We start from the raw sequence: 21011 nt of genomic DNA on the forward strand, positions 1-21011 counted from the left end.
TTTCATTTTGGAACTATGGCAAATCAGTATAGGTGTGTCAGCATGAAATGGTCTGATTTATCCGATAATTGGTGCCCGGTTGCGCGAACGCTTTCGCTGGTCGGGGATCGTTGGACGATGCTGATACTTCGAGACTGCTTCTTGGGCCTGTCTCGTTTCGAGCAGTTTATTGCTTCAAGCGGTATGACGCGCCACATCCTGGCCGACCGCCTGAAGCGGCTTGTCGAGGCAGGCGTGCTCGAGCGCAAAGCCTATACGACGACGCCAAAACGGTATGACTATGTCTTGACGGAAAAGGGGCAGGAGCTGGCTCCAGCCCTGCTGACCCTGAAGGATTGGGGCAAGAAGCACATGCCCGTGCGGCGCGCGACGTCGGCTTAGTCGTTCAGCAGGGCTTCTACTTTCTTCTGCACGGCACCATAGTCGATCTTGCCGGTTCCGAGGACCGGGATTTCATCCACATGATAAACGCGTTTCGGAACTGACAATTCCGGTACGCCGTGATTCTTGGCCCAAGCGAGGATGTCTTCGCGATTGCTTGCCTTGGTATCGCTGAGCAGAATGACCTGCTCGCCCTTGCGAGGATCAGGAAGAGTGACGGCTGCGTGCAGATTGTCTGGCCAGATCGCACTCGCGCAGTTTTCAACCACCGCCAGAGAGACCATTTCTCCACCAATCTTAGCGAAGCGTTTGACACGGCCCATGATGCGAATGATCCCACTATCGTCGATCGCAACTATGTCGCCGGTATCGTGCCAGCCGCCCTCGGGGCGCTCGAGCATGCCGGGGTTTGACGGGCGCAGATAGCCCATCATGATGTTTGGCCCGCGAACATGTAGCCGACCGCCATCCTCGATGCCTTCGACCGGCAACAGCTTGGACTCCATGCCTGACATGAGACATCCGACCGTTCCCGGCCGATTGTCTTCCCACTTATTGGCCGCGATGACGGGAGAGGCTTCGGTTGCGCCATAGCCTTCGAGGATTTCGATTTCGAATTTGCGGCGGACCAGGGCGCGGGTTTCATCCTTTACCCGTTCCGCGCCGCACACAGCCAGCCGCACAGAGCTCATGTCACCGTCATTCCCGATCCGGGCATATTGAGAGATGAACGTGTCCGTTGCGAGCAGGATTGTCGACTGGTTCGCACGGATTCGTCGCACGATTTCACGGGGCTGCAGCGGTGAAGGATGGAATATGACCGGGATGCCGGCCACGAGCGGCAAGACCGCACCAACTGTCAGGCCGAAACAATGAAATGTCGGCAGGGGATTGAACAGACTGTCCGTATCGGGGCTGAGACCTATATGTGCCCGTACCTGTTCAACATTTGCCATGACGTTTTCATGACTCAGCACGACCCCTTTGGGTTCGCCCTCTGTGCCAGACGTGAACAGCATGACGCCGGGGGATTTGTAGCGGGACTGTTTCCGGACAAGACCGGGCAGGATGCTCCCTACAGCGGCTATCAGCTTGTTGGCCAGTGTCAGGTTTTCCCGCACATCCTCAAGGTAGACGATCTCGGCGGAGCCCGACAATTCCTCCATCAGTGCTTCGAGTCCGCCGAGCTCGACGAACTTGTGAGCCGTGATGATGCGGCTTATCTGACCTGCCTTAAGCGCGGCCTTCAGGTTTCGCGAGCCAGCGGTAAAGTTCAACATGGCGGGAATGCGATTGAAGGCGCTGAGCGCGAAAAACCCAATCACGGCACCGGCGCCGCTGGGCAACATCACGCCGACTGCCTCACCCGATTTGGTTCCTTGGCGCAACGCTGATCCGAGGGCGAGGGACCCCTGAACAAGATCCTTGTAGGTGAGTTGCCGGTCGTCGCCATCAACGAGAATCGTCTTGTCCGCGCCGAATTCCTTTTTCGCGCGAAAGAGCGCGCTGAAAAGGTCGGTTCTGGTGCGAGATGGCTGGTATGGCAAAGGTGCCGGGATGGTCTGTCCGGTCATGATGGCCTTCGTTTCCTCCGAGGCGTTGCCTCATGTTTATTGTAACAATCTGTCATTTATCGACACTGTCGCAACCCCTAATGCAAGATTGCATAAACACTCTGCAGTGTATTTCCCTTGATGAAACAGCTGGTCACGTCCATTTTCACACCATGGCAAATCTCATCGATCTGACGCAGAGCACGCGTAAGCACAGACACCCGGAAAAGCAGTCGCGGCCGGATACGCCGCTCCTGCGCAAACCTGATTGGATTCGTGTTAAAGCGCCGACCTCGCAGGGCTATGCTGAAACGCGCCAGATCGTAAAATCGAAAGGGCTGGTCACTGTTTGTGAAGAAGCCGGATGCCCGAATATCGGAGAGTGTTGGGACAAGAAACACGCCACGATGATGATTCTGGGTGAGATATGCACCCGGGCATGCAGTTTCTGCAATGTTTCCACAGGCAAGCCACTGACTCCGGGCCGGGTAGAAGAAGATGAACCGCGCCGTGTGGCAGAGGCCGTCGCCGAAATGGGCTTGCAGCATGTTGTTATCACATCGGTAGATCGGGATGACCTGTCCGATGGCGGGGCGATGCACTTCGTCAACACGATTCAGGCAATCCGGGCGATGTCACCCGGAACCACAATTGAAATCCTGACGCCAGATTTCCTGCGCAAGGACGGTGCCGAAAATCTGGTGATCGACGCCAAGCCGGACGTATTCAATCACAATCTCGAAACGGTGCCTCGCCTTTACCTGTCCATTCGACCGGGCGCGCGCTACTTTCATTCCCTCAGACTTCTGGAGAAAGTGAAGGACCGTGATCCGACCCAATTCACAAAATCTGGTTTGATGGTGGGTTTGGGTGAAACCAAGGAAGAGGTCATGCAAGTCATGGACGACATGCGGTCAGCGGGAATCGACTTCCTGACCATCGGCCAATATCTGCAGCCGACTCGCAAGCATGCCGCGATCGATCGCTATGTATCGCCGGAAGAGTTCAAGACATATGAGGAAATCGCCCGCTCCAAAGGTTTCCTGATGGTGTCAGCTTCACCTCTTACCCGGTCGTCGCACCATGCGGGCGAAGATTTTGCCCGGTTGCGGGCTGCGCGTGAGGCCAAAATGGCCGCTGCCGCCGTTTAGGCATGCCGCATTTCTCGAAATCTGTTCGTGTTCCGTATAGTGGGGAGCAGGCTTTCGAGCTTGTGTCTGACATTGCGGCGTATCCGAACTTCATCAAGTGGATCACCGCCATGCGCGTGTCCGAAATGACGGCACGCCAGGATGGCAGCTTTACCTGTATCGGAGAGGCCGCCGTTGGCTTCAAGGGGTTCGTTGAGCGGTTCACCACGCGAGTCGTGGCCGACCCGAATGCCGGCAATGTGGTTGCGTCCCTGGTCAAAGGGCCATTTCGGAAGCTGAAAGCCGAGTGGACGATTCTTGCATCGAGCCAGGATGGCTCTGATATTTCGCTTTCAATCGATTATGATTTTCGGAATCCGTTCATCGGCATGCTGGCCGCCGCCAATCAGGAGCTTGCGGTCAACAAGATCCTCTCGGCTTTCCTGGCCGAGGCCGAGCGGCGTTATGGCGGTTCAGCCTAGGCGATCTGCATCTGGATCTGTTTCAGCGCGCATTCCATTGCCGCGAGACGAATCTGCTCACGTCCGATATCGCCAACTTGAAGCATTTCATGAATGACGGCGCGATTTTCGCGCGCACACGCCACATGGACGGTCCCCACTGGTTTCATGGGGGTGCCACCACCGGGGCCAGCTACGCCTGTGATGGCAACGGAGATATTAGCGCGGCTGGCGTCCAGCGCGCCTTCTGCCATCATGCGCGCAACGGGCTCGGACACGGCACCATAGTCAGCCATGACATCGCCAGCGATGCCCAGCATTTCTTCTTTGGCGCGGTTGGAGTAGGTGACGAAGCCCCGTTCGAACACGGCGGAGCTGCCGGGGATGTCTGTCAGCAAGCCTGCAAGAAGGCCACCTGTGCAGCTTTCGGCCGTGCAGATGCGCAGGCGAGCCTGAGCCGCATCGTCCAGGATCAGCATTGCGAGATTTCGAAGTCGGTCTGGAAACATGTGGCGCACGATATGGGGAGTTCGGCCTGCCGTGAAGAGTAGATTTGAGCCTCAATCGGTCGTCGTCGGGTAAAGTGTGACTACGGCCTCGGCGGCGATGCCCTCCCGGCGCCCTGTAAAGCCAAGCCCTTCGGTTGTCGTTGCTTTCACGCTCACTGCTTCCAGAGGCAGGTCGAGCAATTCCGCGGTCCGGACTCGCATACTTTCCCGATGCGGTTTCACCTTCGGCAGTTCGCAGATCACGGTGATGTCACAATTTCCTATAGCCAGTCCGGTTTCGCTGACGAGTCGTTGGGCATGCTTGAGGAACATGCCGCTGTCGGCATCCTTCCACCGGTCGTCGCTCGGAGGGAAATGATCGCCAATATCGCCAAGTGCAGCCGCACCCAGAATTGCGTCGGTGAGGGCATGCCAGGCAGCGTCTGCATCAGAATGTCCTTTCAGCGACGCCGAGTGCGGGATTTTCACGCCGCACAGCGTGACATGATCTCCCGGCTCAAACGCATGGACGTCGAACCCCTTGCCAATCCGCATATGGCTGACTGGTGGCGCCATAAGCCTCGAAACCATATCGAAATCCTCGGGATAGGTGATTTTGTGCAGCTGGTCCGATCCGCGTACGAGTTTTATCTTGATGCCTTGCGCCTCAGCAGCCGCCAGATCGTCCACCAGATCGTCACCGGCTTTTGCCAGCGCATGCGATATAGCGCCGAACCGGAAGGCCTGGGGCGTCTGGACGCGAAACAGGGCCTCGCGGGATACGGTCTCCAGGATGTGATCGGTCTGCCGTTTCAGCGCATCTTGGACGGGCAGGGCAGGTGCTGCAGCAGCATGTGTGGCCAGCGCGTCCAAAAGAACATCGATAACCACATGGGTCAGCCCCGGTCTTGCTGCATCATGTATCAGGACGATTGCGTCGTCTTGCGGGGCATTGATCGCATTGAGCCCGTTGCGGACGGATATTGTGCGGGTGGCTCCGCCGGATACGCAAAGGCAGTGTGTTGGAGCGAAATCCTCCGGGGCATCCGAACCCGTAACGACAATAATCTCATCAACACGAGGGTGTGTCCTGAAAGCCTCAATTGACCAGTCGATTACTTGTCGGCCATTGAGATCGCACCATTGTTTCGCACGTGCACTCTGTGCCCGTCGACCTTGACCCGCGGCGACTATGATGGCGACCACCTTGTTCATACGACGCTTTTTATGGGAGGTCGCAAAGGTTGGCTACAGGTGATTGCGGCGACATTCGCGTAAAATTGCTTGCATATTGTGCACTTGCGAAAGTCTAAAAAAACGGAAAGATAGTAAAATGACCAATTTTCGGGCACCTCGAGTATGGCTGGCGCCGATGTCCGGCGCGACAGATGCGCCGATGCGTCGGCAAGCAAGTCGCTTTGGCGCGCCTGCTGTCGTGTCCGAAATGGTTGCCGGTGACATGCTCGCTGCAGCTCGTCCGGATGTGGTGCGTCGCACGTGTAGGCATGATGGCGAGGGGCACTGGATTGTCCAGCTTGCGGCCAGCCGTCCTGAAGCGATGCTGAGGGGCGCGCAACTGTTGCGTGAGACTGACGTTGACGTGATCGATATCAATATGGGGTGTCCATCCCGTCAGGTGACCGGCGCGCAGTCAGGTTCTGCGCTGATGCGGGATGTGCCTCTGGCGCTTGAAATCATTCAAGCTGCCCTTGATGGCGCAGGCGGCCTGCCCGTGACATTGAAAATGCGCCTTGGTTGGGACGACCAGAGCTTGAACGCGCCGGAGATCGCGGCCGCTGCCGAGCGGATGGGTATTTGTATGCTCACCGTGCATGGCCGGACGCGATGCCAATTCTACAAAGGCAATGCAGACTGGGCGCGGGTGGCTGACACGGTTGCGGCGGTATCCCTGCCATTGATCGTGAATGGCGACATCGAGACGTCCGAAGATGCTGACGTCGCACTGGCTCAGTCGGGCGCGCATGGCGTCATGATTGGCCGCGCCGCCATGGGTCGTCCCTGGCTGCCGGGTCAAATCAGCGCTCATCTCGAAGGTAGAATCTTTCATATGCCTGGCCTTTCCGAGCAACTCGATAGTCTGCTTGAGCAGGTTTCTGACAGTGTTGAACTCTACGGAGAGTTTCTCGGTCTTCGCACGGTACGCAAGCACGTTTCGGCGGCGATTGATGCTGTCCACCTGCCGCTCGAATCTGATGAGCGGCGGAGGCTTCGCTCACGGCTCTGTCAGATCGCCGATTTCGAAGAACTGAAATCAGCGCTTCGCGCCGTCTACTCAAGAACCAAAGAAATGGAGGCCGCCTGATGGCCAGCGACGTCGCCATGTCAGCTCCGAGGTTGGGAGATCTGTCTCCTATTGCGTTGTTGCTGATTGATTCACGCAGGAAGGTTGTTGAGGTGAACGCGGCAGCGGAAAGCCTGTTGCAGCTGTCTCGTCGGGGCCTTCGCAGCAAGCCTCTGAGCGAGATCGTCTATCACGACTCCCCGGTCTTCGAACTGCTTGACCGGGCCCATCGAACCGTGGGCGATATTACTGCGCCAGGGACTCCGATCACCGGCCCTGGTCTTATGTCGCGACAGATCTGCGATATTTGGGTCAGATCAACTGACGACAATGGTTTCATGATCGCCATGTGCGAAGCCGCTACGCGGGACGTCAACGAGTCTGCCGCTGGTGTGGCTGGTTTCGGTCGCATATTGGGCCATGAAGTGAAAAACCCGCTCGGCGGCATTATCGGTGCTGCGCAATTGCTCGAACGCCAATCGGTTGATGGTCAGTCCGAGTTGCTATCAATCATCAAGGAAGAGGCCCGGCGCATAGAGCGACTGGTGAACCGCCTTTCGGCATTCGAACTGTTTTCAGCGCCGCACATGGAGCCTTTCAATATCCACGCTCTTTTGGAGCGGGTACTGGCCTCGGAACGTGCCGCGATGGGGAGCAAGGTGGAATTCAAACGGGACTTTGATCCATCGCTTCCACCAGTGATTGGGGATTCTGATCATCTGCAGCAGGCATTCCAAAATCTCATCCGCAATGCGGCGGAGGCCGCGATGGACGGCGACACGCCGGGCAAGGTGACAGTAAGAACCTCTTATGCCGCCGGCCTGTCTTTCCGCCAGGCGCGACTGGGCGCAGGTCTTCGCCGCGCGATGCTCGTCTCGGTAGAAGACACCGGAAAGGGCATAGCTCGCAATCGGCAAAACACCATTTTCGAGGTTTTCCAGAGCAGCAAGTCTGGGGCCCGTGGGCTTGGACTGTCGATTGTGAAGGAAGTCGTGACCGCTCATGGCGGCCAGATTCGTGTAGACAGCGTGCCGGGTTCGACGCGCTTTTCAGTATTGTTACCGCTTGGCACTGGGGAAAAAACTGATGGCTGAGAAAACCGTTCTGCTTGCAGAAGATGATGCAAGCATTCGATTGATCGTGAACCAAACCCTCGTGGCTGCGGGCTATGAAGTCCGGGCGACGAGTTCCCCTGAGGCCTTGGAGCGCTGGGTGCGTAACGGGGAGGGCGACGTGGTCGTCTCGGATGTGTTCCTTGGGGACGCCTCCATTTTTGACCTGCTCCCTTCGCTGAAGCTCGCCAGGCCTGATCTACCCTTCATCGTCATGAGTGGCCAGAATACAATCCTGACCGCAGCCTCGGCGGCGCAGCATGGTGCGTTCGACTATTTGCCCAAGCCATTCGACATCGACATGCTGTCCGGGCTTGTCCAGCGCGCCTTGAAATCACAACCCAAAGTGTCTGCCCGCGCGATCAATCCCGAGTCTCAAAAGGCCATCAGCGATGCGGGTCTTCCGTTGATTGGGCGGTCTGATGCGATGCAGGAAGTCTATCGGATCATCGCGAAAGTGATGAACACCGATTTGACTGTGTTGATAGAGGGAGAGAGCGGGACCGGCAAAGAGCTGGCGGCACGTGCGATCCATCAACTTGGCGACGCGAAAAATGGAAACTTCGTCGCTCTCGACCTCGCCGCATTGCCCGCTTCGGAAATCAATCGACAGCTATTTGGGCAGAATGGCGAGCAAGGCGCTGTCCATCAGAAAGGGGGCACACTTTATCTGGACGAGATTGGTGATCTTCCCGCTGAAGCGCAGACGCAGCTTGTGAAGTTGATGCGAGATTCAAGTGGCGCGCGGATCATTGCATCCACCCGCAGAAACCTCGGCAGGCTGGTTGATGACGGCAAGTTCCGCGAGGACCTCTATTATCGACTGAATGTGGTGCGGCTGACCATGCCGCCTCTGCGACTTCGCAAGGAGGACATTCCTGAGCTCGCTCGGGCTTTTCTTATCCGGGCACAGCGACAGGGCCTGGCCGCCAAGACGCTGGACAAATCAGCGCTTGATCTGCTCACCGCCTATGATTGGCCGGGCAATGTGCGTGAACTTGAAAACCTTGTCTTGCGGCTGGCAGTGCTTTGTCCCGACGAAACGATCACATTGCGCGATGTGGAGCGGGAGCTCCGCGCCGGTGCCAGCGAGCAGAAGGGATCGAGTGCGGGCTTTGAAAAAGACATCGAAACCCTGTTGCACCGCTATGTGATGGGCGACCTCATAGCGAGCGGTGACCATGAGGATTCAAGCGTGTATTCCAACGTCATAGATCAGGTTGAGCGGCCTCTGATCCGGTTGGCTCTCTCAGTGACTGCGGGCAACAAGGTCAAGGCGGCACAATTGCTGGGCATGAACCGCAACACATTGCGAGCCAAGATCAATGCATTGGGGATTGCAGAAGAGTGATTGACTGCATCGACGACTGTGGCTTTACTGCACCACTGTTGCTTTTGAGGCACGACAGTGTGACTTAAGCGCAACTGGGCCGGGGCGGCCATGTGTAGAGCGGTGTATCGTTGTCGAATGTACTGAGCCAACAAGCCACCAAGGCCAGTTGGGCACTCTTTGAAGGTCTCTTTATCATTGCGGCTCTCGTCGCCGTGTTTGCGACCTTCATTGCCATCTCCGGAGTCGATCCTGACAATCCGACCGCCGGCGCCACACCTTGGCTGCTCGGACTGAACTTTGTCGTCATTATTGTGCTCGCGACCATCATTGTTCGTGAGTACCTGACGATCCAGTCAAACAGCGAGAGTGAAGGACGCGGTAGGCTGGCCCGCCGTTTCGTCATGCTGTTCGGTTTCTCCGCGCTTGTTCCATCGGCCATCGTCGCGGTTTTTCTAGGAGCCATTTTTACCCAAGGCCTGGATAACTGGCTTGGAGAGCGCGTCGATTCCGTCATGGAAAAGAACGCTGAAATCTTTCGTACCTATGTCGATAATTTCGAGACTACGTTTGACGTGGATGTGCGCCTCGCCGCGCTTGATGTTGAAAACTTCGCGCGTGAAGTTGAGGCCAATCTCACAGACGCAGAAGCCGCCAGAAACCTGTCATCTGAAGCGTCCCTCGCATTCTCGGAAGGCTTGCGTTCGGAACTCGCCTTTCGCGATTTCCTTACCATCGCTATTTTGGGGGCCGATGGTGTTGAACTGATTGCTCAGGAGAGCGTGCAGGATGCGATCCTTATTCCGCCCCCGGCGCCTGCCTTTGAAGAGGCGGACCGGGGCGAGATTGCGACCACGCTTTATGAAAATCGAGGCATTGCAACAGCCCTTATCCATATTACGGAACCGCTGGATGGATACATCTATGCAGTCAAGAATTTCGATCGGAACGCTGCCGTGCGTCTCCGCGAAGCCGAAGCCGAGATTATTCAATACAATAATGCCAAGCGGCAGGGTGGCCGGTTGCAGACGATTTTCGCCATTGGTTATGCGCAAATCGCGGCCCTGGTCCTGTTGCTCGCGGGCCGGCTTGGCCTCGAGGCGGCTGGTCGCGTTACGGGCCCCATTGGTCGCCTTGCGATTGCAGCGCATACAGTTCGCGACGGGGATCTCACTGTTCGTGTTCCTGTGACGGGTGCGAAGGACGAGGTCTATGCCCTGAGCCAGTCGTTCAATGCGATGACAGAGCAATTGTCAGAACAACGAAATGCGCTCATCCAGGCGCGCGAAGTGGAAGAAGACCGCCGGCGCTTTGTGGAAACATTGCTGGCAGAAGTCAGCGCAGGCGTTATCCGCATGGATGGCAATATGGTCGTGACGTTGGCCAATAGGTCCGCCGGAGACCTGCTCGGGATTGAGACGATTGAAGATGGTGAAAGTCTCGGCGACATAGCACCTGACTTCGTTCGATATGCTCACGATACACTACAGCAGAACTCTCCGGTCGATGCATCGATCGACATCAATCGCAACGGTGCCATTCGACACTTCCGGCTCAAGACAGCGCCAGATCCGGCCGGCGGCTGCGTTTTGACCTTCGATGATACAACGCGGCTTGTGAATGCGCAGCGACAGTTGGCCTGGCGAGATGTCGCCCGACGTATTGCCCATGAGATTCGCAATCCACTGACGCCTATTATGCTGTCCACGGAACGCCTGAGGAGGCGTTATGCCGACAAGATTGATGACACTGACGGCGTATTTGACCGGTGCATCGAAACAATTCTGCGTCAGGTAGGCGACATAGGCCGAATGGTTGAGGAGTTTTCGTCATTCGCGCGCATGCCGAAGCCGAATGCCAGCCAGTTCGATATGACGTCCCTGTTGAAAGCGACCAGCTTTTCTCAAGGCATGGTTACGCCGGATATTGTCGTGGAGTTTGAATCAGAGCTTGAAAAGGTCCCCTATCTTGGCGACGAACGCCTGATCGGTCAGGCGCTGGGCAATCTGCTCAAGAACGCTGCAGAGGCGATCGAGGGCATGCCGGAAGAGGCTGAGGTGCGTGGCCAAATTCGAGTTGTGCTCTCGGATACTGACAAGGGCGTTGATATTACCATCGAAGACAATGGTCCCGGATTTCCAGAGGACGCACGCGACCGCTTGCTGGAGCCATACGTCACGACGCGCGAAAAGGGGACCGGACTTGGTCTGGCCATCGTCAATCGGATCATAGTTGATCATGGTGGGTCTATCTCGCTTCAGAACAGGCTTGATGGGATGCGCGGCGCGCGTGTGCGCGTCTGGCTGCCACATAATACGATGCGGGTGCACGACGCTTTTGAAGCGACGCCCGAAGATGAAACAGATGAATCACCGGCAAGTGCCGGACTAGTGTAGAGGAGCCCGCATTATGGCCTTGGACATTCTTGTGGTTGATGACGAACCCGATATCCGTGAACTGATTGCGGGTGTACTCGGAGATGAGGGCTATTCGGCCCGAACGGCCGACACCGCTGAACGCGCTCTTGAGGAAGTCCGTGCGCGGACGCCCAGGCTCGTAGTGTTGGATGTCTGGCTTCAGGGCAGTGGCATGGATGGGCTTTCGCTCCTCAAATACCTAAAATCGATTGACCCAATTCTTCCTGTCATCGTGATAAGCGGCCATGGCAACATCGAGACTGCCGTCGCGGCTATCCGGCGTGGAGCCTATGACTTCATCGAAAAGCCTTTCAAGACGGATCGTCTGTTGCACATGGTGGAACGTGCAATTGAATCGGCGGCGCTGAAATACGAGAATGCTGCGTTGAAGAACAGAGCCGGCGACAACGAAGAATGGATCGGAGGCAGTCAGGCGGCTTCCGCATTGCGGGCGTCCATTGAAAAAGTCGCACCGACGAATTCCAGAGTGATGATCTCCGGACCAGCCGGATCTGGCAAGGAACTCGCTGCACGGCTCATCCATCGCAATTCCCTGCGGGAAAGCGGACCCTTCATTGTTGTCAACGCGGCCACCATAGCGCCGGACCAGATGGAAAGCGCCCTATTTGGCGAAGAGGACTCCCAGGGTAGGACAACCCGGATCGGCCTTTTTGAAAAAGCTCATACCGGCACGCTGTTACTTGATGAGGTGGCTGATATGCCACTGGGGACCCAGAACAAGATTTTGCGGGTCCTGACAGAGCAGCGTTTTCAACGCGTAGGCGGGAAGTCGGACGTGACCGTAGATGTTCGCGTCATGTCGGCCACAACCAAGGATATCCGTCATGAAATCTCGGAAGGCCGTTTTCGCGAAGACCTGTTCTATCGGTTGAGTGTCGTGCCGTTGCGGGTCCCGTCGCTTGCAGAGCGGCGAGACGATATCGGGGACCTCGTCACATACTTCACCAACCGGATTGCAGATTCTTCTGGCCTCACACCGCGTACGTTTTCAGCTGAGGCCATGGCCGTCCTTCAGTCGATGGACTGGCCTGGTAATATCCGGCAGTTGCGCAATGTGGTGGAAAGAATCCTGATCTTGTCGCCATCTGACTCCAGCCGTCCGGTAAGTGTTGATGAGCTGCCGCGTGAATCGTCCGGTATTCCGGGGGATGCGGGCAAAAGCGGATCGGCAGAGCTTGTCGGATTGTCTCTGCGTGATGCGCGAGAACAATTTGAGCGAGAGTATCTTGCTCTTCAGATCACCCGATTCAATGGCAATATTTCTCGCACTGCTGAGTTCATCGGCATGGAGCGTTCGGCCTTGCACAGAAAATTAAAGGCTTTAGGCGTAAATTCGAATCTTACTCGTCAGGACGGCTGAGGCCGTTGAGAGGCTGTAGACCATGCATGTTCTGATTTGCGGTGCGGGCCGCGTAGGGCACGGAATTGCCCGCCGCTTGGCGCGCGAAAAGCATGATATCACGATCATCGATGAAAACCCGGACTTGGTGGACCAGGTTTCTACCGACTTGGACGTGCGTGGATTCACGGGCCATGCCGCGCATCCCGATGTGTTGAAGAAGGCGGGCGCGGCTGACTGCGAAATGATTATCGCGGTGACGCATTTCGACGAAATCAACATGGTGATTTGCCAAATTGCCCACACGCTGTTTTCCGTTCCCTACAAGATCGCGCGTGTGCGAGAGCAATCCTATATTGACCCGGCATGGAAGAATATCTTTTCGCGGGAAGGCCTGCCGATCGATATGGTCATCTCGCCAGAAGTTGAAGTTGGCGAGGCAATCCTGCAGCGTTTCCGTACGCCCGGCGCCGTGATGAGCGCGACCTTTGGCAAGGGTAAGGTGCGTCTGCTTGGTCTGGAAATCGATGACAGTAACCCGCTGCTGGATACGCCGGTAGACCAGTTGCGGGGCCTGTTTCCCGACCTCTCAGCCAGAATTGTGGGGATCGGGCGGGGCGACTCGGTTCGCGCGCCTCGCGCAACTGATGTGCTGAAAGTGGGAGATCGTGCCTATGTTGCCGTTCTGGATGAACATGCCGACCGACTGACATCTATCTTCAACCGGGAATCGGAACAGTCCGGCCATGTCGTGATTGTTGGCGGGGGCAATGTGGGGCTCTACGTTGCAACCACATTGGAGCGAGAAGGCAAGAACCGTGTTCGCCTCATCGAGCACAATGCGGAACGGGCCAATGAAGTCGTTTCCGAGGTCAAGCGGACAATCGTCATTCAGGGCGACGGGCTGAACCCTGATATCCTTGCGGAAGCTGGTGCGCCGAAAGCCGACTTCGTGGTTGCGATTACCAATGACGACAAGGCCAATTTGCTGATTTCCAATTTGGCCAAACGTGCGGGCGCAAAACGTACTCTGGCACTCGTGAATGCGACTGAGCTGGCTGGGCTGGCACGTGACCTGCGAGTGGATGCTGTTCTCGATCCGCGGGCCCTTACGGTCTCGCAGATCCTGCTGCGCATGCGTCGGGGGCGTATTCTTGGGCTTCAGTCCATTGAAGACGGCAAAGCGGAAGTTGCAGAGGGAATAACGCTCGAGTCGTCGTCGCTGATCGGCAAGCCGCTTGGCTATGATGATTTGCCGGAAGGCATGACCGCTGCTGCTGTCATACGCGGCAAGGAAGTATTCATTGCCGGACCTGATGTTACAGTCCAGGCCGAAGATCATCTGATCATTTTCTATCAGGAAGAGATGGTTCGAAAGGTTGAAAAGTACTTCCGGGTCAGTCCGGACTTTTTCTAAATCATGTACTACGCTTCTGTCGTCCGCGTTCTTGCTTTCTTACTGCTGATCGTCGCTGCCGCCAGCATTCCGTCAATCTTCATGGCGATTGCAGCGGGTGAAGATAGCCAGACCTTTGCCTTCGGCACGATGGTCCTGTGTATTGTCGTTGTATCAAGCAGCGTTCTGCTGCTCACACCCAAACCGGATAGGAAGGCCCGACCCTCCGATGCGTTGGGAACGGTTATCCTGTGGTGGTTTATCACGCCGGTGGCGACTAGCTTGCCGTTTGTGCTGGGGGTCGAAAACGATAGCGTTCTCAGCGCGATACATGAGGCGACTGCTTGTCTTACGACCACCGGGCAATCGGTCATTTCTGTCCAGAACAATGAGTGGCCAATCAGCCTGGTTGTATGGCGCGGCATGCTGCACCTATTGGGAGGACTCGCCACCATAACGGTAGCTGCCAGCGTGTTGGCTGCGCTCAATCTCGGCGGTCCGGGCATTCATCGAACCGTCTTGTTTACCGTGCCGGAAACAAGCTTCTTCAATGCTGTCCCGCGCGTCGCCCGCGTGGTCAGCATATTGATGGTAATTTCAATACTCGCCCTGTTCTCCGCTCTGGTCTTCATGGGGGTTCCGGCCGAACGCGCCTTGGGCGACTCGGTGAGTGCGCTGACAACTGGCCTGGTGCACCCACAAGGCATCATGCGCGCACCACTGGACACGGGACCATCTATCGTTTTGGGCATTGGTCTACTAGTTGGAGCCATGGGCCTGGCGATCTGGTTGCCGCTGAAGGACCGGAAGCCTCTCAAAGCTGTTACGGACCCTGAAGTTACACTTTTCGTAGGATTGCTATTCGTATTTGTCGGTTTTGCGGTGGCGTCCGATCTCAATGTAACCGAGGGATTGTCTTGGGCTTTGTCAGCCTTGTCGACGTCCGGCCTCTCTCTGTCTGACCCTGCAGATTACAACCGCATTCCTCTCCCTGTACTGGTTTTGCCGGCCTTGATCGGCGGGTCGGCGCTGTCAGCAGCGGGCGGAGTCAAAATTGCGCGTTTCATTGTGCTGGCCCGAAGGGCTGGTCAGGAATTCCGTCAACTCGGATATCGCCAGTCGGTCTTGGGATTTCGTTTCCGGGATCGGGAATTGAACGAACGAAGCGTGATAGGGGTCTGGGTTTACCTGATCGGTTACGTACTCTCGGTATTCCTGCTCATGTCCGGTTTTGCCTTTCTGGGGCTGGATTTCATCCCGGCCATACGTCTCTCTATTGGCGGTCTGACCAATTCAGCAGCCGTACTGGGGAGCTATCCGGTGGACTTAACTGGGCCTGCGCAAGCATTGATCATTTTTTCAATGATTCTCGGGCGATTGGAGGTTTTAGCCCTGATTCCAGCCCTTTCCCTCAGCTTTTGGAGGGGGTAACGGCTGTTCGCACTTGCACTGAAGCTGTAATCCCGTTAGCGCGACACATAACAAGAACAGGCCAGATTGGATTCCCGTCATGTCCGCCGACAAAAAACAGAATTTGCAAGACACCTTCCTGAATGCCGTCCGGAAGTCCCGGACCCCACTGACAGTCTTCTTGGTCAATGGCGTTAAACTTCAGGGTGTGGTGACTTGGTTTGACAATTTCTGTGTTCTGCTTCGCGGTGACGGACGCCCACCACAGCTTGTTTACAAGCACGCCATCTCTACAATTGCTCCAAGCGCCCCGGTGCAGTTGTTTGATGAGGAAATGGATGCGGACTAGGCCATTTTGACTGACAGGATGATTGATCGCACGCCAGTGCCCGAGGTGGCTGGCGTGATTATCCCTTGGTTTACACCTGCAAACAGACCCACCGAAGACCGTCTGCAAGAAACGGCAGGCCTCGTGGAAGCGCTTGGCTGTGAGTTGGCCTTCCTGCGTGCTGAACATGTTCGCAAGGTAAACTCATCGGTCTTGCTGTCGGGAGGTATTCTTGATCGATTAGCCGAAGGCCTCCGCCAGAATGATTGCACTGTAGCTGTCATAGACGGCGACCTGACACCGGTTCAGCAACGCAACCTCGAGCGCAAGCTTGAAGTGAAAGTTATCGATCGTACGGGTCTGATCCTCGAGATTTTCGGTTTGCGCGCCCGGACCAAGGAGGGCCGTCTTCAGGTCGAATTGGCCCGTCTCCTTTACGAGCGGTCGCGACTGGTGCGGACCTGGACCCACCTTGAGCGCCAGAGGGGCGGTGGCGGCTTCCTGTCTGGCCCCGGTGAAAGCCAGCTCGAAGCAGACCGGCGGATGCTGGACGACAAGATCCTGCGCCTGCGGCGCGACCTGGACGATGTGAAACGAACGCGGGCTGTTCAGAGAGCAGGGCGCAAACGCAGCGGCAAGCCGGTGATCGCGCTGGTCGGCTATACCAATGCCGGCAAGTCGACCCTGTTCAACCAGATGTCCGGCGCTGACGTGTTTGCCCGGGACATGCCGTTTGCGACGCTGGACCCAACGATCCGCCGGTTCGACTTGCCCACGCTTGGCGAAGCGGCCTTGATCGACACTGTGGGGTTCATCACCGATTTGCCGACCCATTTGATCGACAGTTTCCAAGCGACGCTGGAAGAGGCGATGCAGGCGGACCTCCTCGTTCATGTGCGCGACCGGTCGAGCCGGGCAGACCTGGAACAGGCCGAAGATGTGATGATCGTATTAGAGCAATTGGAGGCCGAGACCGGCCTGCCATTGCCGCCCATGATTGAGGTCTGGAACAAGGCCGACCTGCTTCCGGATGATCGTGCCGAGGCGCTCGCCTTCTCTGCGCGTGGGCCACTCGATACACCGGCTGTGCTTGTTTCGGCGTTGACGGGGACGGGGGTCGACGAGCTGCTCGATCTCATTGAGGCCGTTCTGTTGAAGGGCGCGACCGAGATTGAGTTGGAGCTGGGGGCAAAGGATGGGCGGGCCCGGGCCTGGTTGCACCGCAACGGGGAAGTCCTTTCGGAGACGACATTGGACAGCGGGAACGTTGTGATGACAGCGCGCCTGCCCAATGACAGGCTGGGTCAATTCTATTCCGAATTTCCGGACTTTAATCCTGCCTGACGCGCTCCTGCTGTTTCACCCGCTGCCATAGAGATTCCTGCGCGTCGATATCGAGCGCTGCAAAGTCCTGACCATCCTGTTCAGCGAGTCCTTCCATAGCGCGGAAGCGGCGTTCAAATTTGGCATTGGCGCGTCGCAGGGCCTGTTCCGGATCCACATTAAGGCGGCGGCTGAGATTGGCCGCAACGAACAGTAGATCGCCCAATTCGTCTTCTATCTTGTCCGGGTCGCCGGTTTCGATGGCTTCGCGTACCTCGCCGGTTTCCTCAGCCAACTTGTCGAAGATGTCGTCAGCCTCGGTCCAGTCAAAACCCACTCGCGCTGCCCGTTTCTGGAGTTTCTCGGCTCGTAGCAAGGCTGGCAGCGCGAGTGCAACGCCATCAAGTGCGCTGGCGGGGTCTTCGGGGCGTCCTTTGCCAGCGCGTTCTTGCGCCTTGATCACTTCCCATGCGGCGACCTGTTGATCCTCCGTCCTTGAGCTTTCATCGCCAAACACGTGCGGATGACGCCGAATCATTTTTGCATTGACCGCCTCGATCACATCCGTAATCTCGAAGGTGCCAGCTTCTCTGGCCATCTGACTGTGGAAAACGACCTGAAAGAGCAGGTCACCCAGTTCTTCCTTCAGCTCCTCCATATCCGCGCGCTGGATGGCATCGGCGACCTCGTAGGCTTCCTCAATTGTATAGGGCGCAATCGTCGAAAAGTTCTGTGCAACATCCCATGCGCAGCCTGTGTTCTTGTCTCGAAGTTTTGCCATGATGTCGATCAGGCGAGCCATGGCTTCGGTGGCAACGGAAGGGGAATTGAGGTCGTTGGTCATTTGAATCGACTAACCTGACTCTCCAACGGAATCGACCGATTGATTGACAATATGTCGATGTCGCGTGACCTGAGTGCCGGGTATATCGGTGTGGCATTGCATACGCCTCGTGTCTGGGCTCCGGTTCGATCTGCCAGGCATGCCCGAGAGACAGGTGCACAGCCGATTGCAAAGCTTGCTGGTTTGTCGGCGGACGAGTCGCTACGATGGGCCGGATTTGCGTAATCAGCCGAAACGAGGATGCTTGATGTTCATGACGCCCGAATGTGTTGCGCCGACAGGATGCACGCTAGGTGAGGGGCCGCTCTGGAGCCCATCGGAAGGCTTCCTTTGGTGGGTGGATATCAAGCGAGCGAAACTGCATAGGTTCAATCCAAGAACCGGCAATACACGTCGCTATGACTTGCCTATAAAAGCCAGTACCCTCGCTCTGTATGATGGTAGCATACTTATGGCCGGTGACCGGGAAATCGGAGTCTACGACCCGTCGACCGAAGCCTATGATCGACTTGCCGTGCTGGCTGAGGAGCCGGAAACAAATCGCACGAATGACGGCGGCATCGCGCCGGACGGGTCCCTATGGTTCGGTACAATGGACGAATCCGAAAAGGAACCGAAGGGTGGCTACTACAAATTCAGCCTGGATGGGTCAGTTGACGCGCTACGCCTGCCATCGGTCCTGATTACCAATACGTTCCAATTTTCTCCAGACGGACGGAAGTTCTACACATGCGATTCTGCAGAACAGGAAATTCTGTCTTTTGATCATGATCTGGAGACCGGCAAGCTGTCCGGGCGAAAGGTTTTATCTGATACTTTCGAGCTAGCGGGCTATCCAGATGGTTCGGCCATTGATTCGGAAGGCTGTCTTTGGACCTGTTTGTGGGATGCATCTCGAGTCATTCGACTGACCCCGGATGGAGAGATTGACCGGATGATCGTTCTTGCGGCAACACGCCCGACCAGCGTGGCGTTTGGAGATGACGACTTGAAGACGCTGTTCATAACGACCGCGCGATCCGGCTTGTCCTTTCCGCAGCTGGATGCCCGACCCTTATCAGGCAGCCTGTTTGCGATTCGGGTGGATGTTCCGGGTTTGCCGCCTCGCGAATTTGGCAAACCGCTTTGAACTCAAGCGTTCCCTTGCAGGACCTGCACAAGACACCACCTAGCCTAGACAATGCCAGCAGTGTACTTAACCGTGGACGTGGCGGCTCAAAACCGCTAACTCCCCGCTTTTCAAGAGAGAGTCGGAATGGCCGATAAGGTGAAAAAGAAACGCGTAGGTCCTATTACCTTCTTTCGGCAGGTTCGTGCCGAAGGGAACAAGGTGACGTGGACGTCCCGTCAGGAAACGATCCAGGCGACGATTTTTGTCGTTATCATGTCTATCCTGATCGCCCTTTTTCTGTTCTTAGCCGATTTCGTCATCAATTTGGCCGTTAAGGCGATAACGGGCCTCTGAGACCAGAACGGCCCGTCAACATTTCATTAGGGAGCGCGTAGGCCTCATGGCTGAAGCCAAATGGTACATTGTCCATGCTTATTCCAACTTCGAGAAGAAGGTCGCTTCGACCATTCTCGAACAAGCGGAACGCAAAGGACTGGCAGACCTGATTGAAGACATGCAGGTGCCGACCGAAGAAGTCGTCGAAGTCGCGCGCGGTAAGAAGAAGACCGTCGAGCGCCGGTACTTCCCGGGCTATGTCCTTATGAAGGCCGTCATGACGGATGATGTCTATCACCTCGTGAAAGATACGCCGAAAGTGTCGGGCTTCCTCGGCGCAGAAGGTGGCAAGAAACCCCTTCCAGTTCGCCAGCGTGAAGTTGATCGCATTCTTGGTTCCTCTACCGACTCAGCTGCCGAGCGTCCGCGTCCGCAGATTTCCTTCGAAATCGGCGAACAGGTTCAGGTCAACGATGGTCCGTTTCAGGGCTTTGAAGGTTCTGTTGAAGAAATCGATGAGGAAAACGGTCGCCTCAAGGTCACGGTTTCCATTTTCGGCCGTGGAACACCGGTCGATCTCGAGTTCGAGCAAGTCGCTAAAGTCTGATTTGTCAGACGAATCAGGTAGAGCGCAGTTCGCTACCGGGTTTTGCTTGAAACAAAACGAATTGAGCGGTATTTCCCGCTCATCGTGCCGCCTTAGCTCAGTTGGTTAGAGCACTAGATTGTGGATCTAGGGGTCCCCCGTTCGAGCCGGGGAGGCGGTACCATTTTTTCTTGTCAATTGTTCCCGACCATTGAAAACATTGGCAATTTGCAAGTTCCAAAAGTTTGACGAACCGGCAACAATCTGTTGCAATTGGGTCGCGGTTATAAAAAATGCCGCTATTCAACTGATACGCGACTCTAATAGGGCTCGAAGTATCTGATAAATGAGTTTATTCAGGAACCATACGTGGTTTAACCCGTATGAACCTGCGGCCGAGGACAATCCCGTCATTCGGCACACAAAAGGGGATTGAGTATGAAGAAAACTCTTATGTGCGCGACAGCCGCGGCCGCATTTGCGTCTGCCGGCTTTGTCGCACATGCTGAGGACGGGTGGTACGCCCGCGCCGACGCAACTTACGGATTTTCGGGCCAATTCGACCATGATCCTGCCGACCGCGATGTCGTCGGTACGATGGGCGGTACGTCCGACGCTGATGAGACCATCGGTTTCGATCTCGGTCTTGGTTACGGCTTTGACAACGGCTTCCGCCTTGAAGGTGTCGGCGGCTATGGCGATGACGACCTGAGCGTTCCGGCTGCTTCCTACAATGGCGCTCCATCCGGTGCGGTTCCAGCCACAGCTGGTAACCTGCAGACAATGGAACTCATGCTGAACGGCATTTACGACTTCAACCGCGAAGGCGAGATCCAGCCCTATGTCGGCTTGGGTCTTGGTGTCCTGCGCGCGAATGCCAAAGCGAATAACCTTGTTTTCACCAACGGTACCGATGTTTCCGCTGCTAACGGTTTCTCCGACAGCGACACGGGCTTTGCTTACCAGGGTCTGCTTGGCCTCGGTTACAAAGTATCTGATCAGCTGACGCTAGATCTGGGCTATCGCTACAAAGTTGCTGAAGGTCTTGACTTCGGTGGCGTTCATGGCGGCCCGAACTATGATGCCGATTACGAGGCTCACCTGGCAACTGTAGGCATGCGTTTCGCATTTGGTGCGCCGCCA

At 56.4% G+C, this 21011-nt stretch carries 20 protein-coding genes and 1 tRNA gene; 17 read left to right on the forward strand and 4 right to left on the reverse strand.

Going from position 1 to position 21011, the window contains the following annotated elements:
* Positions 1–42: 42 nt before the first annotated feature.
* A complete protein-coding gene (locus tag L53_RS05320) occupies positions 43–381 on the forward strand; it encodes a helix-turn-helix domain-containing protein (RefSeq protein WP_034812815.1) in 339 nt (112 codons plus the stop codon).
* Here the strand turns inward: L53_RS05320 and L53_RS05325 are convergent.
* Positions 378–1955 carry an AMP-binding protein gene (locus L53_RS05325; RefSeq protein WP_051607623.1) on the reverse strand — a complete coding sequence of 526 codons (1578 nt, stop codon included), beginning with the start codon at positions 1953–1955 and terminating at the stop codon, positions 378–380. The two genes, L53_RS05320 and L53_RS05325, sit on opposite strands and share 4 nt — an antisense overlap.
* A 152-nt stretch (positions 1956–2107) precedes the next feature.
* Between L53_RS05325 and lipA the strand changes: the two genes are divergently transcribed.
* Together lipA and L53_RS05335 are read left to right on the forward strand one after the other, a co-directional pair.
* Complete coding sequence (gene lipA / locus L53_RS05330; RefSeq protein ID WP_034812819.1) at positions 2108–3085, forward strand: lipoyl synthase; 978 nt, start codon at positions 2108–2110, stop codon at positions 3083–3085.
* Positions 3086–3087: 2 nt separating this feature from the next.
* Positions 3088–3546 (forward strand): type II toxin-antitoxin system RatA family toxin, encoded by a 459-nt coding sequence (locus tag L53_RS05335; RefSeq protein ID WP_034812822.1) that lies wholly within the window; start codon positions 3088–3090, stop codon positions 3544–3546.
* Here L53_RS05335 and L53_RS05340 read toward each other — a convergent pair.
* Entirely contained in the window at positions 3543–4034 is a 492-nt protein-coding gene (locus tag L53_RS05340) for a CinA family protein (RefSeq protein WP_034812824.1), read from the reverse strand. The genes L53_RS05335 and L53_RS05340 overlap by 4 nt on opposite strands.
* Before the next feature lie 51 nt (positions 4035–4085).
* Positions 4086–5228, reverse strand: coding sequence for a bifunctional 2-C-methyl-D-erythritol 4-phosphate cytidylyltransferase/2-C-methyl-D-erythritol 2,4-cyclodiphosphate synthase (locus L53_RS05345; protein WP_034812827.1), 1143 nt, complete (start codon positions 5226–5228; stop codon positions 4086–4088).
* Between the two features lie 118 nt (positions 5229–5346).
* Here L53_RS05345 and L53_RS05350 point away from each other — a divergent pair, with 118 nt between their 5' ends.
* The 9 genes from L53_RS05350 (at position 5347) to hflX (ending at position 17012) form a co-directional block, all read left to right on the forward strand.
* The gene (locus L53_RS05350) at positions 5347–6336 is read left to right on the forward strand and encodes a tRNA-dihydrouridine synthase (protein ID WP_034812828.1); all 990 of its coding nucleotides are present in this window, start codon (positions 5347–5349) and stop codon (positions 6334–6336) included.
* On the forward strand, positions 6336–7409 hold the full coding sequence (locus L53_RS05355; protein WP_084333139.1) for a nitrogen regulation protein NR(II): 1074 nt from the start codon (positions 6336–6338) through the stop codon (positions 7407–7409). Before L53_RS05350 ends, L53_RS05355 begins: the two co-directional genes overlap by 1 nt.
* A complete protein-coding gene (locus tag L53_RS05360) occupies positions 7402–8778 on the forward strand; it encodes a sigma-54-dependent Fis family transcriptional regulator (RefSeq protein ID WP_034812831.1) in 1377 nt (458 codons plus the stop codon). The genes L53_RS05355 and L53_RS05360 overlap by 8 nt, the downstream gene beginning before the upstream one ends.
* A 110-nt stretch (positions 8779–8888) precedes the next feature.
* Positions 8889–11153: an ATP-binding protein gene (locus tag L53_RS05365; RefSeq protein WP_051607624.1), complete on the forward strand. Its 2265-nt coding sequence runs from the start codon at positions 8889–8891 to the stop codon at positions 11151–11153.
* Positions 11154–11166: 13 nt separating this feature from the next.
* Entirely contained in the window at positions 11167–12555 is a 1389-nt protein-coding gene (locus L53_RS05370; RefSeq protein ID WP_034812833.1) for a sigma-54 dependent transcriptional regulator, read from the forward strand.
* A 22-nt stretch (positions 12556–12577) separates the two neighbouring features.
* Positions 12578–13951 (forward strand): Trk system potassium transporter TrkA, encoded by a 1374-nt coding sequence (trkA, locus tag L53_RS05375; RefSeq protein WP_034812835.1) that lies wholly within the window; start codon positions 12578–12580, stop codon positions 13949–13951.
* 3 nt (positions 13952–13954) lie between these two features.
* Entirely contained in the window at positions 13955–15361 is a 1407-nt protein-coding gene (locus L53_RS05380; RefSeq protein WP_034812837.1) for a potassium transporter TrkG, read from the forward strand.
* A gap of 79 nt (positions 15362–15440) precedes the next feature.
* Entirely contained in the window at positions 15441–15689 is a 249-nt protein-coding gene (hfq, locus tag L53_RS05385) for an RNA chaperone Hfq (RefSeq protein WP_034812840.1), read from the forward strand.
* Positions 15690–15695: 6 nt separating this feature from the next.
* Entirely contained in the window at positions 15696–17012 is a 1317-nt protein-coding gene (hflX, locus tag L53_RS05390) for a GTPase HflX (protein ID WP_084333141.1), read from the forward strand.
* Here the strand turns inward: hflX and mazG are convergent.
* A complete protein-coding gene (gene mazG / locus L53_RS05395; RefSeq protein ID WP_051607625.1) occupies positions 16999–17835 on the reverse strand; it encodes a nucleoside triphosphate pyrophosphohydrolase in 837 nt (278 codons plus the stop codon). The two genes, hflX and mazG, sit on opposite strands and share 14 nt — an antisense overlap.
* A gap of 253 nt (positions 17836–18088) precedes the next feature.
* On the opposite strand from mazG, the gene L53_RS05400 reads away from it, so the two are divergent.
* The 5 genes from L53_RS05400 to L53_RS05420 all read left to right on the forward strand — a co-directional run.
* Entirely contained in the window at positions 18089–18964 is an 876-nt protein-coding gene (locus tag L53_RS05400) for an SMP-30/gluconolactonase/LRE family protein (RefSeq protein ID WP_198019748.1), read from the forward strand.
* Between the two features lie 126 nt (positions 18965–19090).
* Positions 19091–19300 carry a preprotein translocase subunit SecE gene (gene secE / locus L53_RS05405; protein WP_034812848.1) on the forward strand — a complete coding sequence of 70 codons (210 nt, stop codon included), beginning with the start codon at positions 19091–19093 and terminating at the stop codon, positions 19298–19300.
* Positions 19301–19346: 46 nt separating this feature from the next.
* Positions 19347–19889 carry a transcription termination/antitermination protein NusG gene (gene nusG / locus L53_RS05410; RefSeq protein WP_034812852.1) on the forward strand — a complete coding sequence of 181 codons (543 nt, stop codon included), beginning with the start codon at positions 19347–19349 and terminating at the stop codon, positions 19887–19889.
* An 86-nt stretch (positions 19890–19975) separates the two neighbouring features.
* Positions 19976–20052: transfer RNA gene (locus L53_RS05415), tRNA-His, on the forward strand.
* A gap of 254 nt (positions 20053–20306) precedes the next feature.
* Positions 20307–21011, forward strand: a 705-nt coding sequence (locus tag L53_RS05420) for an outer membrane protein (RefSeq protein WP_034812921.1), incomplete at its 3' end; no start/stop codon positions are given.

Origin of the sequence: Hyphomonas sp. L-53-1-40 (assembly GCF_000682775.1) — a bacterium.
In the GTDB taxonomy this organism is placed as follows: domain Bacteria; phylum Pseudomonadota; class Alphaproteobacteria; order Caulobacterales; family Hyphomonadaceae; genus Hyphomonas.